Here is a 17,351-nt window from a genome sequence, read left to right as displayed (position 1 = left end):
GAATCAAGTTCTTATTCTCAGGCTGAGATAAAACTTGATTCCATAATTCCTCTACGTTATGGCTATCTTGGTTTTGAGGACAGCTCTAGTGGAAACGCACCGCCAGTTCATTTTCGATGCCGTATCCCATTGCAGGAATGTCAGTATAAAGAAAGATGACGGTTCAGTCGGCTGGATATTCGAATCTTCAAGGCCAGCGCACGTCCGGCGTCATCTCCCTGTCCAGCAAGCCGGCTTGGATTACCGATACTGAGGCGTAATTTCCGCTTCGATCTCATGCTCCTCTGCAAGATGCGCCCGTAGCTTTACATGATACGGCTCAGCTTAACGTCGCCATCGGCGAAAAATACTAAAGGGGGTCCCTTCCGCTGTTCTTTATAAATGATCCTCTGCGGTTCGTACGGATGTACCTCCAATTCCGTTCCGTCAAAAAGTAGGCGGAGTAGCAACCGCTATTAGCAGCGTTTCGCCATCCCAGATATTCTTATAACTATGGGGGATTCTGGCATCATAATAGATGCTGTCCCCTTCTTCGAGCGTGTAACGTTCATTGCCCAGCATAAACTCCAAACGCCCGGAGTGGACAAATAGAAATTCCTCGCCATCGCTATGGCCGACGCCGATGTCGCCATAAGCCGCTCCTTCTTCCAACACTCCCCATATCGGTCCCATTCGGTTGCTGCTTCCTTGACTGAGCGCGTACCAGGTAATACGGGAACCTTCGGAATGCACCAAAGGTTTGCGCTCGTTTTTCCTAACGATAATGCTTCGTTTCTCCTCGCCGAACAAATCGGTAAAATTCACGTTTAATGCATTCGCTATGCGCTTCAGAACACTGATGGACGGATTCGCCTTATCGCGTTCAATTTCACTGAGAAAAGATAAGGATACAGAGGCCGCTTGAGCTACCTTCTTGAGCGTTAATTTCTGTTTTTTTCGCGTGCTTCGAATGGCTTCGCCGATCGAATTCATATGCAAGCCTCCTAAATTTCGATAAAATTTCGCTGTCGGCGAAATTTATAACTTTATAATAGGCGTAAACATGAGCAATATCAAGCCCTTTCACTAGTGCGGAATTACGGTGTAAAAACGTTGATTTGGCGCCATTATTGGACTACCATTTAATTAAGGTTGACGAACGAATCTTACCCGGGTATCTGAGCACCGTTCATTTCAACAGAATTATTTTCATTTACAGCGAAATTTTCATGGATAAAAGAAACGAAACACATTGATGCACCTTGTTATCCGGATTAAAGGGATATGCAGAAGGACGAAAGGAGTTAATAGAATGACCGCTAATATTCCCAAGATCTATCGAGTCGGTGATGTTACCGTGACGCGTGTCACGGAGATGATGCTTGACGGTATTCCGCCGGAAGTATATTTTCCGGGATCGTGGAACCCGCTGTTCCTGGAGGAGAATCGGAACTCTCTTCCGGCTGGCCTGATCGATGGCAATTCTCAGCTTATCGTCAGCATTGGAACGTGGGTGGTGAAAACCCCGAAGCATACGATCCTTATCGATACGGCTACAGGAAACGATAAAAACTTGCCTTTAAATCCCGATCTCGCCAATCTCCGGCTCCCCTATCTCGAGCGGCTGAAGGAGGCTGGGGTTACACCGGAGGAAGTGGACTACGTTCTGCTGACGCATCTGCATGTGGACCACGTCGGCTGGAATACAAAGCTTGTGGATGGAAAATGGGTACCGACCTTCCCCAATGCCAAATACGTATTTCCCCTCGCAGAGCAGCAATATTACTCCAGCGAGGACAGCCACAACAAAGCAAACGAAGCAAACTTTAACGTTTACGAAGAAAGCGTATTGCCTGTTGTTGAAGCCGGCGTAACGCAGACCATTGGCCCTGAGGGCGGAGAATTCCTTGATTTATTTACATTCATTCCGACACCCGGCCACAGCATTGGCCAAATGTCTATCCGGCTTAAATCCGGCGAAGAAGAAGCTTTATTCGGCGCCGATGTAATGCATCATCCGTTTCAGGTCTATAATCCGGAATGGAATTCCATGTACTGCGAATTTACCGATCAAGCGCGTAGTTCACGGCTCCAGGTGCTGGAGCTCATCGCGGATCGCCCAGTCATTTATTTCAGTACGCATTTCCCCGGAACCGCGGCGGGGTACGTGACTCGCAGCGGGGGCAAGTATAAGTGGAACTTTATTTAATACAGCCTGACAACAAAGTCCAATACGAAAGGCGCTGAGCTTATGACAACCCATGATTTTCTTAAAGATAACCCTATCGTGACCGAAGACCTGCGTATCCCGAGCGATACGCCCGGAATCGAGCTTTATATACGAAATAAACGTCCCGCTTCCATGACTACCTTCTCTAACGAAAAAACAATCGTAATGGTTCATGGCGCTACCTATTCAATTGGCAGTCTGTACGACGTGGAGCTGGACGGCTTCACTTTTCTGGACTACCTTGCCAGCCATGGCTATGACGTTTATGCCGTGGACGTTCGCGGCTACGGCGGCTCGACAAGACCGCCCGAGATGGAGCAGCCTGCTGACCTTAATCCGCCGCTTGTCCGCACGGAGACAGGGGTTCGGGATTTTGGTACAGCCGTAGACTACGTTCTGAAACGCCGGAATTTAACGAAGGTCAACATACTGGGTATGTCTTGGGGGGGAACGGTTGCGGGAGCTTATACCAGCCAAAACAACGAGAAAGTAAACAAGCTTACGCTTGTTGCGCCGCAATGGCTAAGCTCCAAACCGGTTCCGATCGATACCGGAGGCCCGCTCGGTTCGTATCGCCTTGTTGCTGCCGGCAACACGAAGGAACGCTGGCTTAGCGCGGCGCCAGAGCATAAACGCGGTGATCTGATTCCGGACGGCTGGTTTGAACAATGGGTCGAAGCCACTCTTGCTTCGGATCCGGGGAGCTTAACCGATCATCCCGAGCATATCCGGGCGACCAACGGCCCTATTCTGGATATCCGCGAATACTGGACGGCTGGCAAAGCTTACTATGATCCTAAGGATATCACGGTTCCTGTCCTTCTTGTCCATGCCGAGTGGGATATCGATGTCCCTCTTGAATTGGCCCAGAATTTCTTCACTTCCCTGACAGGGGCCGCTTATCGCCGCTGGGTGGAAATCGGTGAAGGGACGCACATGGTATTGCTGGAGAAAAACAGACTTCAGGCTTTTCAAGCCATCTGCGGTTTCTTGGATGAAGCATACGCGCCGGCGAAGTAAAGCTGCCGCTGCACAAGCGAACTTCAAGATTATATTGCTTGCCTAAAGAGAGGCCCGGGCAATGTTGCCTTGGGCCTTTTTCTTCACCCATTTATCCAAGAGACGGAGAGGAATTAAATACGATGAGCCATACCGCTATTACAACAACAAAAGCACCCGCAGCTATCGGCCCTTATTCGCAGGCCATCGCTTTAGGAAATACCTTGTATACGTCGGGCATGCTTCCGATTGATGCCGAAGGAAACCTGAAAGAAGGCATCGTTGACCAAACCCATCAAATATTAAAGAACCTGCAAGCCGTCTTAGCTGAAGCTGGATTATCTTTAGCAGACGTTGTAAAAACATCCGTTTTCATGACCGACTTAGAGCAATTTCAGCAAATGAATGAAGTGTACAGCCAATATTTCAGCGATCACCACCCTGCCAGAGCAACCGTAGAAGTGTCTAAACTTCCAAAAGGCGCCAAGATTGAAATAGAGCTTATCGCAGTCAAACGCATTTAAATCCGCTCCATTATCCCTATTTCTGTGAAAGAAGGCGCATCTGCTTGCGAACTTATTTGCTTCTCTTGTTTTGCGCAGCCCTTTACGGGAGCAACTTCGTCTTAGGCTCGCTGCTGCTGGAAGCATTCCCCGCCTTACATTTGTCGGCATACCGGCTTCTGGTTTCATCGGCGTTCCTGCTTATTTATTTGGTTGCAACCCGTGGCTTGACGAAGATTACGTTCCGCGACTCCGTTTATTTGGTCCCCTTTGTTCTAATCGGAATGCTGCTTCACCAAGTTTCTTTCTTTACGGGTCTCCGGACAACGGACGCAACCACAGCTTCGCTCATCTTATCGTTAGCTCCAATTTTCACGGCGCTGTTTGCCCGCTTATTTTTGAAAGAGCCGTTAACGATACGCATGGCTGCAGGCTCAATTGTCGCCCTCGCCGGTGTCTTCTTCGTGGTTGGAACTGGCGGAAGCATGGGCACAGCCATTACCGAAGGCGTCTGGATCATGTTTATCTGTATGTTGGCATTGTCGGGATCTATGATCCTCATGAAAAAGCTGACGGAACGTATGGATGCGTTTGTCGCAACGGTGTATACCACCGTACTCGGCTGCATCTCGGTATACCCGGTGGCGGTCTGGAGCGAGCCTAACGTACAATTACAGCCTCACTTTTGGTGGTGGGTTCTCTTGGTCGGTTCGGCGCTGCTTATTCAGGGCTTATGCGCCGTAATCTGGAATGCGCAGATTCGCAAGGTAGGGGCGGCTAAAGCTTCCCTGTTTCTGAATTTACAACCGTTTGTCGCCATGATTTTAGGTTATATCACGCTCGGCACCCCGATTTCCTTAACGCAAGTGGCAGGATCTGTTCTTATCATTTCCGGCGTAGTTCTAGCCACTGTTCAGGGACAGAGAACAAGGAAAACACAAGACGATAAACTGAAATTATCCCCTACCGAGAGATAATAAGCCTACACAGTAATCGAGGCTCACAAGAAAAAGATTGAGGACTTACGACAATCCAAAGGGAGCCCTTTATATCAGGGCTCCCTTTGGATTTTATAATGGAAAAGACAGCACTGCAAAATTAGGGTAGCGTTCAGAGAGTATGTTGTTAACTACGCATTTTCACTTCCTGATTTTTTGGGGTGCTTTAATGCACAGGCGCTTAGAATCCTACTCAATCCCATATTTCTCTCCAACTTCAACCAAGAGTGTTTATCCCACGCAGTGTGAGTAAGGTCGTATCATGCACTGCAAGAGCTCAGATTAGAAAAAGGAAACCTCTGAAACCAAGAGTCTCAGAAGTTCCTTCCCATCCTTTTTGTTTCATAAGACAGAGCAATTTTTCGTCATTACTTATGGTACGGTTCACCGTATCATCTATAGAGCGAAATCGAAAAGCACTCCGTCTTTTCCGTGAAGTTACCCAGCGATTCCGCCAAGCGAGAAGTGTCGAAATCTCTAGAGATCCATAAATAACCTCATCCCACTCCCACGCATCCAACACATACCCACATTACGCAAATCGAACATTAACCATTGCCAATCAACCCAAATAACAGCAGACGGTTCATCTCAGCCATCTTTTCTTTATAGTTTCCTGATTTTGCCCAAGATAATTGAATGGTTCCAATCGCGTTTAACAATTCAAGAACAGTCTCCAGAGAAATGGAAGAGTGGATAGCTCCTTCCTTTCTCGCAAGTTCAATAAGCTCTTGAAGCATTTGAATTCTAATTCTATTCGTATTTTCACTATATAGACTCGATAACACATGGTCCTCGACGGCGCCAGGCGAACTAAGCAATTGATAGTCCTGATCGGCGCAAATATCCATGATTTGAATGATTTTATCCTTGAAATCGATGTCTTGGTTCATGATCTCTTCGGCCATATGAAGGGTATTTTGCATCAAAACGTTCGCGCATTCCTTGACAATCCCTTCTTTGCTTTCGAAATAGTTATACAGCGATACGGATGATACGCCGGACTCAGCAGCAATATCCTTTATGCTGACATGAACGAAACCTTTTTCTTTAAAGAGCTTTAATGCCGCATTAACAACTGCCGTCTTCTTTTTCTGAGTCCTTATTTCAAATTTATTCATTAAACATTCCTCCATCCCGCATAAATCAATGTAGCACATTTCGAAAGGTTTTTAAATTTAATGGTTTCAAATTAAAAATACATTGACGAAACATTCTGAACGGAGATACAATCAATTTGAAAGTTTTTTAATACAACCGTCAAATATTTAAAAACTTTTTATTTCCAAAACAATCAATATGGAGGAATACCATGAGAATACTGGTCTACGGAGCAGGGGTATTGGGAAGTTATTTATCTCACGAGTTAGTGCGCGGGAGCAACGAAGTCACAATGTTAGCCAGAGGGCGGCGGGCGGATGAGTTACAGCAGAATGGTAATGTGATCCGCCATTACTTACAGCTCCGAACAACGGTCGATAAAGTAAACGTGATTCGTGAATTACAGCCGGAGGATGTTTATGATCTTATCTTCGTAGTGATGAAATATCCGGATTTCGAAGCAGTCCTTCCTGCCCTTGCAGCGAATCAAAGCAAACATATTGTTATTATGGGCAATAATGCAAGTCCCATTGAAATGCGGCATTATTTGCAATCCAATAGCCCCGTAGAGAAAAAGGTTGCCTTTGCTTTTCAGTCGTTTGCCGGATGGAGAGAGAACGGTCGGGTAAATTGCTTGCGCGGTCCAAAGGTGTCCTTGGTTTTCGGCGGCTTGGGAGAGCAACTAAATTGGCGATCGGTCATTGACCAAGCTTTAAAGAACACAAGGTATAATACGATCACCTTTACAAATATGGATGAATGGCTGAAAAGCCACTTCGTTATGATCTTGCCTTTGAATCGCATTGCCGTTTCATATAATGGGAATCTGCGCAAAGCGGCCAGGGACAAAATCCTGCTTACCCACGTCATTGACGCAATAGATGAAGGCCATCAAGTGTTGATAAAAAATGGTTATTCAATTACGCCTGCGAATCAGCAACAGTTAGTCCGAAAATATCGCAAGGTGGTTTTTACCGTGCTGAAAATTTTATTAGCAACCCCAATCGGCAGAACCACGCTAAGCGATAAGGCGGTATCTGCCAACGAAATGACTTCGTTGTACCAAGCTTTTTCTGACTTAAAGAAAAGAGCGAACATAGCCACGCCAAATTGGGACAAGCTTTACAATTACACCCCTTTACAATAATGGAGTTAATCACATGTTCTTGTCTCTAATCTATAATGTCAGATGTGAGATGAGCATTGAATTCAGCAGACCGTAATCCTGCGCGAATATAATGACCCACTCGCGGGAGCCGACGTTCATGTTGCTCATACTTCCATTGATTTATCAGGGTCGAGGGGATAACAAATTTCTTTAGCATCCCTACTCAATAACGAACCTATAAGCCTCCCCCTTCACGACACCCCAAATTTCGCCCTACTTATGATACGGTTCAGCTTAACGGGTATATCGGCGAAAATACATAGTTACCTACCTTTTTAATACCCGATCCAGAAGCTATAATCAAGCTTACATAACATGCACAGAAGGCCACCGAAGTAATCGGCGGCCTGCTCTGTCTGTGATTCAAAGGGAAGCGAGTGATAGGATGCGGGAGAAGCAAGCACATGATTCCGAAACGAAAGCACCTTCACCGCTACCTCCTTCTGCTGATATCATTGTTCAACTTATATAGAAACTTGGTTTTCAAACTTCAGCTTTGCCGGTTACACTCCGTTTCGTTACGCAGCTGCAGATCGGCGACGCAGGGATAATGAAATCATAGCCGGGATGAGTCCAATGGCAACGAAAGCTCCGCCAAGCAAACCAACGGATGCTAGCGAGATGCTTTCAACAACGATGCCTCCGATTACAGCCCCTACAGCCATGCCCAACTGCACAATAGAATTATTCAAACTCAGGATGATCCCTGAAGACTGAGGAGCCATGCCGATTAAATAAACTTGTTGAACCGGTCCCGTCGACCAAGCGAAAAAGGACCATAACATAAGCAAAGGCAACACGATCATGGACGAATGGGAGAACGCCGTCAGTAATAATATTCCCGAGTGAAAGAGCAAGCCTCCAATCATCGTACGGGGGATACCCCAGTTATCTGCACCGTAACCGCCAGCTTGGGAGCCGATGAGACTGGCCAGCCCAAACGCAAACAAACCCGACGTTTACCATCCCTTCACTCATTCCCGTAATGTCCAGAAGAAACGGCGTTATAATCCCAAAGCCGACAGCATCAGCTTTCTTCGATCCATTTTTGCCGTAAGTGCAATAAGAATCGGGGTGCCGATGGCATAAGAAAGCGAGTAGACCGTAATCAACTGCTCGGCCGCCGCTACCGACACTCCAATATCACTTGCAAGCATATCCAATATGCCGGCAATCACGAATTCCGATGTTCCGACTAAAAAGCTGACAATGGCTAAAATATAAATTTTCCATGAATTTCTCATATGTTCTCCTCTTTTCATTTCTATATTTCTAAATTTATAGAAATCATATTCAAAAAAATGAGTGCTCAATTCGCCGACTTACATTTCTCGGCTCAATCAAGCCTCCTCGTTCCAAGCGTTCGTACTCTGTTTTAAGCTTTATGGCCTTGCGTCTGACGAGCGAGCTCCTTACGGACAATCGGCGCTACTTTGGTGCCGAGAAGCTCAATCGTCCGCAGCAAGTCGCGATGCGGCAATGAACTGAAATCGATGTACATCATGAAGCGAGTCAAGCCAAGATTCTTATGCAGCAGCACGATTTTTTCTGCGACGTATTCGGGATCACCGACGTATAGAGCGCCGTGAAGGCTGCGGGCTGAATCGTACGAGTCACGTGTATAGGCAGACCAGCCTCGTTCACGTCCAATATGGTTCATTTGGCCAGCCATGACAGGGTAATACCGCTTAGCTGCCTCTTGTGCCGTATCCGAAATAAAGCCATGCGAATGTGTAGCAATTTGCAGCTTATTCGGATCGTGACCAGCTTTCACGGCGGCTTCTTTATAAAGCTCGACTAAGGGTGCGAATCTCTGCGGCGCTCCGCCCAGGATAGAGAAGGCAATCGGAAGTCCCAGCAAGCCGGCCCGAACCGCCGATTCCGGGCTGCCCCCTGTTCCGATCCAGACAGGCAAAGGCTGCTGCTGTGCACGAGGATAGACGCCCATGTTGTCAATCGCCGGGCGATGACCGCCACGCCAGGTCACCTTTTCGGAAGCGCGAATCTTCAACAGCAGTTCCAGTTTCTCTTCATACAATTCCTCGTAATCTTTCAGATCATAGCCGAATAGCGGGAAAGATTCGATGAACGAACCCCGTCCGGCCATGATCTCAGCTCGCCCGTTCGACAGACCGTCCAACGTTGCAAAGTCCTGATATATCCGCACCGGATCGTCCGAAGATAGCACCGTCACTGCGCTCGAGAGCCGGATCCGCTTCGTTGTAGCTGCAGCTGCTGCCAGAATGACGGCTGGCGACGAGCTTGTGTATTCGATGCGATGATGCTCGCCGATGGCATAAACATCAAGGCCGACCTGATCTGCCAATTGGATTTCTTCGATCGCTTGGCGCAGCCTCTCGGCATGCGAGACACCGCCATTTCCGGGATTAGCATGGAGGAAGGTGCTCATTCCAATCTCCATCGTATTCGTTTGACCGCTCATAGTTATTCTCTCCTTCTTAATATGGAATAGGGATGATTAGCAAAGAGTCCCACCATTTCTACTGTTCTAAATATATAGAAATGATTTTCAAAAAAATTACGCCAGCAAAAACGGCGCAAATTTTTCCGCTACTTCTCGATTGACGTTATAGTGAATAAACGATCCATTCTTGCGAGAATCAATCAAGCCAGAGTCCGTCAATTGCTTTAAATGATGCGATAGCGTCGAGCCTGCAACCGATTCAAGCCTTTCACCGACGGCGGTGAAGCATAAATTGCTCTCTTTCGCGAGCAGTAAAGCGATTTTTAGCCGGGTGGGTTCCCCCAAAGCTTTATACACTTTAACCGCTTGCCCGATAGCTTCTTGATTTTCTCCCACTGTATCCACCTCCCCGCACATATCCTGCAGTTCTATAACTATCGAAATCAAGTTTAGCACCATGTTGTTCAAATGTAAAGGGCGTATACCTCCCTAATTATAATCCTCGACGGCGATGCCGGCAGCCCTTAAATGCCCGTAGGCAACGATTCTGCTAAACTGAGACGAAACTTCATCTGCAGGAAGGGGCTTATCGTTTTTAATCCACCAAATGACAATCCCCATGAAAGCCGCTCCGAGGTATTCGATCAGCAATTCCTTGGATATCGCTAATGGGGAGTTTCCCTGAGCAGGTTTCCACCCCTCAATTAATTTATCTTTAATGATATTTTCCATTTTCGCTTGAAACGGATAGATTCTATTCTCTTCAATTAACATGGAATGATAAAAGATCAAATTTAGGCAGATATGCTCCAGTACGGTTTGCATGACTGTTTCGAGTAGAGAAATACGGAAAGGATTCATGCTGATGGGACAAAGAATGACCGCATCCTTTAATTCGCTCAACAATTCATTCATACATGTATCCAATAAATCAGGCTTATTTTGGTAGTGGAGATAAAATGTGTTTCGATTGATCATAGCCCGATCGGCAATATCCTGGATCGTTATCGATTCATATCCCTTTTCCTGAATAAGCTCATAAAACGCCTTTCGAATCGATTGTTTCGTGCGCAGTATTCTTAGGTCGGTTTTCTTGTTCATTATTTTCGTTCCCCCTTAAATTTATTTAGGTCGTTAAGCGACAAAGTTTTATGAGCTGTCTGTTATCCATCATAACTTAAAATATTGAATATTGAGCGTTATATTAGCCTCTATTATAATGAGCAACAGATAAATAAACAACGTAATGTTCATTATTTATCTAATGACCAAAAAAAATCCAAGGAGGATATTCCAATGACATCCAACCATCAACATGAACTTGTTCGTAAGGCAGTCGCCGTACTGGAAAGTTTTGAGAGCGGCAACCCCGAAGCGATTACGGCTTACGTTCATCCAGACCAATATATTCAGCATAACCAGGCCTTACTCGATGGTCGTGAATCCATGCTTGGCGCACTTGATCATTTAAAGGAACTTGGTACTAAGGTAAGCATTAAGCGTACTTTAGTTGACGGAAATTATGTGGCTCTTCATTCTGTATATCATTTTCACGGCCCTAAAATCGTATTTGATCTCTTCCGTTTTGAGAATGGACTGATCGTCGAGCATTGGGACAATTTGCAAGAGATGGTGGAGAAGACACCAAGCAATCATACGATGATCGACGGACCGGTTACGATTAAGGATATCGACAAGACGGATGCCAACAAAGCAATTGTCAAAAGCTATGTTGAGAACATTTTGCTCGGGAAGAACCCTGACCTGCTGGCCTCTTACTTTGATGGAGATCACTACATTCAACATAGTCCGCATATTGCAGACGGCCTTTCAGGTCTTCATACTGCTTTGCAGGCTCTGAAGGAGAAAAATGTTGAGTTTCAATATACTCAGGTCCATCAAATTATCGGTCAAGGCGATTTTGTTCTTACAATGAGTGAAGGTCTGTTTGATGGTCAACATACTGCTTTCTACGATTTGTTCCGCGTAGCGGATGGAAAGATCGCTGAGCATTGGGACGTAATCGAGGCCATACTGCCGGCAGAAAAACGAAAAAATTCGAACAGTAGATTTTGAAATTGGTGCAGCTAAATCGCAAGGCATCGCCGAAATGTAAGTGCGGTGATGTCTTGCGCTTCCGAATGTACTTGAGCATTCAATTTTGTAATCAAGTGGATACAGAAGCGTTGCTGCAGCAACGCTATTTTTGTTTATTGCCATGAAGTGCCGTGTGATCCGTTGATAACCAACCATATGTTCATTATAAAGAGACAAGGAGTAGTGGATCATGAAAATGCTGACACAAAAAATGATGTGGCTGGGCATGGTGCTCGTCCTGATCGTGTTGACCGTATTCGGGTTAGCGATGATGGGATCGGTGCTTGGATCGAAGCCAAAGGAGGTCCCGGTGGCCCTTGTTATCCTTGACAAGCCGGCGGAGCTGCCGACCGGAGGAACGTTTGCGATAGGGGAAATGATCAAGGAAAAGTTGCTGTCGAGCCCGGCAATGCCGTTTGTCTGGCATGTCGTGGATTCCGAGGAAAAGGCTCGGGAAGGACTGGATAAACGCGAATATTACGGAGCGATTGTGATTCCTGCGGATCTGAGCAGCAGTTTACTCTCGTTAGCAACTCACTCGCCGATTCACCCTAATGTGAGAATCATCTCCAACGAGGGTATGAACACTCAAGCCTCGATGGTCGTAAGACAGGCAATGGGGCAAGCGATGAAAATGATCAATGGGGAACTGTTGCAGCAGCTGCTTGGGCAGATCGGACAGCAAACGGAGCAAATTCCGGTTGAGACGGCTAAAGCTTTAATGACACCGGTGAACGTTCTGGAGGAAGTCGTGCATCCACCGGGAGTGAATCATGCGGCGGGGAATGCGCCGGGTTTGTTGACCCAGATTATATGGATCGGCAGCATGGTGTCCGGAGTCGTCTTGCTCCTGGCTAGCCAGAAGGCGGTCGCCGCGGGTTCAAGGAGATGGACAGTCAGCGCGCTGCAAGCTATCGTAGGGCTTGCGATCGTTGGCATAGCCTCGTGCTTCACCATATGGATGGCTTCGTCGTGGTACGGGATGGAACTGGCTAACGCGGGGGAGACGTGGTTGTTCTTATGGTTGGCTGGATCGGCGTTCTTCTTGTTGCAATCTTCCTTGCTGAATTGGATCGGATTCCGTGCAATACCGCTGCTCGTACTGCTGATGTTCTTCTCCGTGCCGCTCCTGAACATGGCTCCGGAATTCTTGTCGCAAACGACGCGAGATTGGATCTATTCGTGGACGCCACTGCGGTTCGCAGCAGGAGGGCTACGGGAAGTCATGTACTTCGGCGGACTGGACGCAGCTCACTCAAACGGCTTGATTTTATGGGGCGTCGCCGGTGGATTTTTGGTCTTGCTGCTCTCATCCGGATTTAAGGTTAATCGAGCGACAGATGCCGCTCCTACTTCGGTTACAGGCGATAAAATAAAGTAAGAACTCAATATTCGTCCCCAAGACCATTTCCGGAAAGTATTAAAAAGTTATAAAAAAAAACAAAAAACCCTTGATTTCTCAAGGGTTCCTCTTCGTATGAGCCTAGGGAGATCGAACCCCTGACCTCATCGCTGCCAGTGGAGAGATAGGGTTCTGTATGTTAAGGGAATAGTAGAAGGAAACCTTGTCATTCAAGGCCTTTTCAACATTATGTCTCTACGATTCTAATGTCCCTGCTTATTTCAGTATCATTCAGGAAGTATTCTCTTAAAATACTGTGATCGAAATCCTCAATAATGATAAATTACATTTTTGCACAGAGTATTGATATTTTCATCCAGACCAAAAACATCTATTTGACCTAGAATACCTATAGCTTGGTCATTGACAAGTTTAATTAAATCTATGAATTTTTTCTAATCAAGGTCTCTCGCTTTCATCACTTCTTCGATCGTCAGCTTGTCTGCTTCAGGATCACAATCTAATTGATATAAACTCTTTCAACCCGTTCTCCGATTCCGCTAAGTACTTCATTGGTTACTGTACACCAATTGCTTGAATGTCCTTAAGCGGAAGCAGATTCAATGCTTGCGGAACCATCTGAACAGGATGATCGCGATTTACTAGAATGAGATGTCCACGATGAACGGCTGCTCGTTCAAGCTCAATTTCTGCAGCATATTGCAGATATGGCCTGCGGATACCATGCCAAATGTTCATGTTCTCCATAAGTCTCAAACCTCTGCAACCGTGTGATGGAGTAGTTGGTCGAGAATATCCGCATAGGTCAAGCCGCTGGCTTGGAGCATCCTCGGATAGCGGGAGTTCGACGTGAAACCCGGTATTGTGTTGACCTCGTTAAACACAATCCTTCCGTCAGGGGTAAGGAACATGTCTACCCGCGCAAACCCGCTGCAGCCTAGCGTTTTATATATAGCGAGCGCAGTTTCTTTGACTTTGTTTGCCGTGTCCTTATCGATGCAGGCAGGCAAGTGAATCTTCGAAGTGTGCAAGGAGTACTTTTCGGAATAATCAAAAAATCCCCCCTCTAGTTCAATCTCATCAATCACGCCGATTATAGGATCCGAATGGCCTAGAATGGCGCAGCCCACTTCAAATCCGTTTATGTTTTGCTCAATGACGACTTTAGTGTCGTGTGTAAAGGCATTGGCTGTCCCTGCTGCCAACTCTTTCATGTCATGCACCTTCGTAATGCCTAGAGAAGACCCGGACCTAGCCGGCTTGACAAACAGCGGGAACCCCAGCTCTTCTTCAGCTGCTGCCAATACCTTTTCCATACTCCCATCGCGATAGACCGTCAAGGAACGTGGCGTATCGATACCTGCAGCCCGAACCAGCGTGTGGGCCAACTCCTTGTCCATACATATTGCGGATGACAGCATGTCACATCCAACGAACGGTATACCCGCTAATTCCAATAATCCTTGCAAGGTTCCGTCCTCACCGTATTTCCCGTGAAGTACCGGAAATACAACATCAACCGGCGTCACATGATATTCCGTATGAACAAGCTCAATGAGTCCTTTTATTTCCCTGCTAGGCGAGAAAAAGGAAGGAATACAACTCGGATGCGCATGCCAGCGGTCATTGCGGATATCCTCAAGATTCCCACTATATCTAAGCCATGATCCTTCTCGTGTAATTCCGATTAATACAAGATTGTACTTTTCAATATCCAAATGTTCGATCACTGCAGCCGCTGAGCTTAAAGAAACCTCATACTCGCCGGAACAGCCACCAAACAATACCGCAACCGTCATTTTCTCCATGTAACAGCCTCCTGAACTGTAATATGAAACAAAAAAATTACTTCTATTATGAACGTCAATCGTGGTCATACTGCTAGTTTGAATGGAAGAATTAAAGGAAAGTGTAAGGGAAGTTAAATTTTTTCTTAACTCAACTTTTGCACCCTGAAATCGGTGAATTTGAGTTGGTGGTGTGGCGGCCACCAGATCTTCTCTGCAGACAGTTGGTTTCCATAAGCCATACCCCCGCTTCAGTGCGTCTTTTACGCTCTCCGGTACGACGACTCAAATGCCAGTGGATCCATTTAGCATGTTCGGTTTCAAAACTCACATCTCCGCCTCCTTTTAGAATAAAAAACGCCCCGGTCCTTCCTGCTCAGGCAGAAATGATCGGGGCGTGCTTCGCCAAATGACTACTTTATACGTTTTATCATACAAATCCTATACTTAATCTTTTTTTAGATTCCATTTGTACGATTCATCGTACAAATCCATCCGACTTACCATTCAATTCACTAATTTTGTGCGATGAATCGTACAAAATCGGGCATATTCACTGAATGAGCACGTAATTTGTACGACGAATTGCACAAAACAAAAAAATGCAAAAAACAGCCCAACACAGGCTGTAAAATGTAAAAGTAGTATACTTGAATGGATTCCCGATGAATACCTCCACATTGATCTGAAGTACTCGATTCATTCGAGATTGCACCCAAAAAGCTAGCAGCATAGTAAGATCATGGCGTAAACAGTTTCCAATGCCCTTCGGATACAACTTCGACCTCTCCATCGATTACTTTGATGGCAGTTTGATCATCAATTGCATACGCCGGCCCCTGCATCCCGGCGGCCCATCTTTCTGCATTAGCCATTGTGTTATACGGCAGCATCTCATGATCCAGATGAGGAAACATTGCAAAATCGACCAGTCCCAACGTTTCATCACCACCGTTGGGTGGAGTCCAACCAACAAAGAATTCTCCGATGTTAGGTCCCATCACCATGCTCCCAGCACTCATTCCCACATAGACTGCCTGCAGCGAGGGCAAGAGATCTGCCAGCCCGGATTGCCGCATCCAGTGGCACAGATAGAGAGCGTCTCCGCCCGACACCAGCAGGACGTCCGTCTCACGGACCAACGGCACCCAGCGGTCTTCGTCGATGCTTGGCAGCGTAGTGAGCTCCAGCACGCCGACGGACTTCCACCCCAGATTTACCATGGGATTCTCTTCTTTCCCGCTGATGAACTCCCAGGTTTTGACGCCGGGGCCGACCCAGGGGTGTCCGTACATCGCCGTGGGGATGCAGAGGGTTACATTTACTACAGATTGCTATTATTTTTGAAAAATGAGATTGACGACTTGAGCAATGTAGACTGTCTTTTGTATTCTCTAGTTCCATTAGCCCCCCTCTACAATCTTCTTTTTGAATAGAAATGCGGCGGTTTTGATTTTTATATGCAATCACTCACTATCAGCATCCCAAATTTGTAGAATACGTAATTTTGTGTACAACAAAAAATCGCCCTTTCTTGAGTTGGTGGTGTGGTAACTTCCATCTACAAGATTTGGCGATTTTTTGTTCTCTTGGTCACTCTCTCCACGCGGACGATTCACACGGTTGTTGTCCTTAAGAGGGGCGAGGGCTTTGATTACATCATTTCAAAATGAATGACGGATCCTAAAAGCTCATATTGATACACTTTCCCTGAATTGCCGGCAGGGACAGGTCGAAGCTTCCCCTTTCGCACCAACTCACGGCAGTACTTGATGACTGTTTGCTTGTGAAGGTCCAATTCGATTGCCGCTTCTGATGGTCGAACGCTTCGGTTATGACATGCTGCATAACGCATCAACATTCGTTCAATTTTAGCAAACGATTGCAATATAGGCTTGCCGGAAGTGAAATACGGTGCCAACATATTGCGCAGAATCGCTTGAATGAACGAAGGGTTTTCTTTCATTTCATCAAGTGAAATGGATATCACGTGACATTGCTGGGACTGCAGGAACAATCCCCGATTCAGATCCATCCGATATTTGGTTCGCTCTTTGCCGTGTGAGCCATAGCCCATAATCTCTATTGCAAAGCGAAGCGCTCCCAATATCCACATGAAATCCACAAAATATGACCGTCCTCGCCAATCCAACAACTCGTACTCCGGATGCAAGCCATGAAAATGCCCCGTCAGCGGCCACCAGATCTTTTCTGCAAACAGTTGGTTTCCATAGCCATGCCCCCGCTTCAATGCGTCTTTACGCTCTCCGGTACGACGACTCAAATGCCAGTGGATCCATTTAGCATGTTCGGTTTCAAAACTCATCATCTTCGCCTCCTTTTAGAATAAAAAAACGCCCCGGTCCTTCCTGCACAGGCAGAAATGATCGAGGCGTGCTTCGCCAAATGACTACTTTATACGAGTTATCATACAAAACCTACACTTAACCTTTTCTTCGATTCGATTTGTACGATTCATCGTACAAATCCCTCCGACTTACCATTCAAGTCTCTAATTTTGTGGGCATATTCCCTGAATAAGAACGTGATTTGTACGACGAATTGCACAAAACAAAAAAATATATAAAAAACAGCCCAACACAGGCTGTTAAATGTTTAAGTAATATGGAGCCTAGGGGGATCGAACCCCTGACCTCCTGCGTGCAAGGCAGGCGCTCTCCCAGCTGAGCTAAGGCCCCGT

At 46.4% G+C, this 17,351-nt stretch carries 15 protein-coding genes, 1 tRNA gene and 2 pseudogenes; 7 read left to right on the top strand and 11 right to left on the bottom strand.

Annotated features, from left to right (window positions below):
- Positions 1 to 426: 426 nt before the first annotated feature.
- Positions 427 to 972, bottom strand: coding sequence for a helix-turn-helix domain-containing protein (locus tag BMX45_RS08090; RefSeq protein ID WP_090909222.1), 546 nt, complete (start codon positions 970 to 972; stop codon positions 427 to 429).
- Positions 973 to 1,291: 319 nt separating this feature from the next.
- Between BMX45_RS08090 and BMX45_RS08085 the strand changes: the two genes are divergently transcribed.
- From BMX45_RS08085 to BMX45_RS08070, 4 genes are all read left to right on the top strand, one after another.
- Positions 1,292 to 2,188 (top strand): MBL fold metallo-hydrolase, encoded by an 897-nt coding sequence (locus BMX45_RS08085; protein WP_090909221.1) that lies wholly within the window; start codon positions 1,292 to 1,294, stop codon positions 2,186 to 2,188.
- Between the two features lie 42 nt (positions 2,189 to 2,230).
- Entirely contained in the window at positions 2,231 to 3,229 is a 999-nt protein-coding gene (locus tag BMX45_RS08080; RefSeq protein ID WP_090909220.1) for an alpha/beta hydrolase, read from the top strand.
- Between the two features lie 122 nt (positions 3,230 to 3,351).
- Positions 3,352 to 3,732 carry a RidA family protein gene (locus BMX45_RS08075; RefSeq protein WP_090909219.1) on the top strand — a complete coding sequence of 127 codons (381 nt, stop codon included), beginning with the start codon at positions 3,352 to 3,354 and terminating at the stop codon, positions 3,730 to 3,732.
- 44 nt (positions 3,733 to 3,776) lie between these two features.
- Positions 3,777 to 4,688 (top strand): DMT family transporter, encoded by a 912-nt coding sequence (locus BMX45_RS08070; protein ID WP_090909218.1) that lies wholly within the window; start codon positions 3,777 to 3,779, stop codon positions 4,686 to 4,688.
- Between the two features lie 569 nt (positions 4,689 to 5,257).
- Here BMX45_RS08070 and BMX45_RS08065 read toward each other — a convergent pair.
- Positions 5,258 to 5,830: a TetR/AcrR family transcriptional regulator gene (locus BMX45_RS08065; protein WP_090909217.1), complete on the bottom strand. Its 573-nt coding sequence runs from the start codon at positions 5,828 to 5,830 to the stop codon at positions 5,258 to 5,260.
- Between the two features lie 191 nt (positions 5,831 to 6,021).
- Here BMX45_RS08065 and BMX45_RS08060 point away from each other — a divergent pair, with 191 nt between their 5' ends.
- Complete coding sequence (locus tag BMX45_RS08060) at positions 6,022 to 6,957, top strand: ketopantoate reductase family protein (RefSeq protein ID WP_090909216.1); 936 nt, start codon at positions 6,022 to 6,024, stop codon at positions 6,955 to 6,957.
- Between the two features lie 539 nt (positions 6,958 to 7,496).
- Here the strand turns inward: BMX45_RS08060 and BMX45_RS08055 are convergent.
- The 4 genes and pseudogenes from BMX45_RS08055 to BMX45_RS08040 all read right to left on the bottom strand — a co-directional run bounded on the left by BMX45_RS08055 (position 7,497) and on the right by BMX45_RS08040 (position 10,504).
- Positions 7,497 to 8,222: pseudogene (locus BMX45_RS08055) on the bottom strand (MFS transporter).
- A gap of 131 nt (positions 8,223 to 8,353) precedes the next feature.
- A complete protein-coding gene (locus BMX45_RS08050) occupies positions 8,354 to 9,421 on the bottom strand; it encodes an LLM class flavin-dependent oxidoreductase (RefSeq protein WP_090909215.1) in 1,068 nt (355 codons plus the stop codon).
- Between the two features lie 96 nt (positions 9,422 to 9,517).
- Positions 9,518 to 9,799 (bottom strand): ArsR/SmtB family transcription factor, encoded by a 282-nt coding sequence (locus tag BMX45_RS08045; protein WP_015736966.1) that lies wholly within the window; start codon positions 9,797 to 9,799, stop codon positions 9,518 to 9,520.
- Between the two features lie 93 nt (positions 9,800 to 9,892).
- The gene (locus BMX45_RS08040) at positions 9,893 to 10,504 is read right to left on the bottom strand and encodes a TetR/AcrR family transcriptional regulator (protein WP_090909214.1); all 612 of its coding nucleotides are present in this window, start codon (positions 10,502 to 10,504) and stop codon (positions 9,893 to 9,895) included.
- 195 nt (positions 10,505 to 10,699) lie between these two features.
- Here BMX45_RS08040 and BMX45_RS08035 point away from each other — a divergent pair, with 195 nt between their 5' ends.
- The gene (locus BMX45_RS08035) at positions 10,700 to 11,479 is read left to right on the top strand and encodes a nuclear transport factor 2 family protein (protein WP_090909213.1); all 780 of its coding nucleotides are present in this window, start codon (positions 10,700 to 10,702) and stop codon (positions 11,477 to 11,479) included.
- Positions 11,480 to 11,690: 211 nt separating this feature from the next.
- A complete protein-coding gene (locus BMX45_RS08030; RefSeq protein ID WP_090909212.1) occupies positions 11,691 to 12,881 on the top strand; it encodes a YhgE/Pip domain-containing protein in 1,191 nt (396 codons plus the stop codon).
- A gap of 537 nt (positions 12,882 to 13,418) precedes the next feature.
- Here the strand turns inward: BMX45_RS08030 and BMX45_RS08025 are convergent.
- From BMX45_RS08025 to BMX45_RS08005, 5 genes and pseudogenes are all read right to left on the bottom strand, one after another.
- A complete protein-coding gene (locus BMX45_RS08025; protein ID WP_139212441.1) occupies positions 13,419 to 13,601 on the bottom strand; it encodes a hypothetical protein in 183 nt (60 codons plus the stop codon).
- A gap of 14 nt (positions 13,602 to 13,615) precedes the next feature.
- Positions 13,616 to 14,671: a D-alanine--D-serine ligase VanG gene (gene vanG, locus BMX45_RS08020; protein ID WP_090909210.1), complete on the bottom strand. Its 1,056-nt coding sequence runs from the start codon at positions 14,669 to 14,671 to the stop codon at positions 13,616 to 13,618.
- Positions 14,672 to 15,390: 719 nt separating this feature from the next.
- Positions 15,391 to 16,023, bottom strand: a pseudogene (locus BMX45_RS08015) (Type 1 glutamine amidotransferase-like domain-containing protein).
- A gap of 281 nt (positions 16,024 to 16,304) precedes the next feature.
- Positions 16,305 to 16,976 (bottom strand): hypothetical protein, encoded by a 672-nt coding sequence (locus tag BMX45_RS08010; protein ID WP_090909209.1) that lies wholly within the window; start codon positions 16,974 to 16,976, stop codon positions 16,305 to 16,307.
- A gap of 300 nt (positions 16,977 to 17,276) precedes the next feature.
- Positions 17,277 to 17,349 (bottom strand) — tRNA-Ala (locus BMX45_RS08005).
- Positions 17,350 to 17,351: the final 2 nt, after the last annotated feature.

Origin of the sequence: Paenibacillus sp. cl141a, from assembly GCF_900109305.1 — a bacterium.
Lineage (GTDB): Bacteria > Bacillota > Bacilli > Paenibacillales > Paenibacillaceae > Paenibacillus_AQ > Paenibacillus_AQ lautus_A.
The sequence above is the reverse complement of the archived record's forward strand: the minus strand, read 5'-3'. Positions and strand labels throughout refer to the sequence as shown.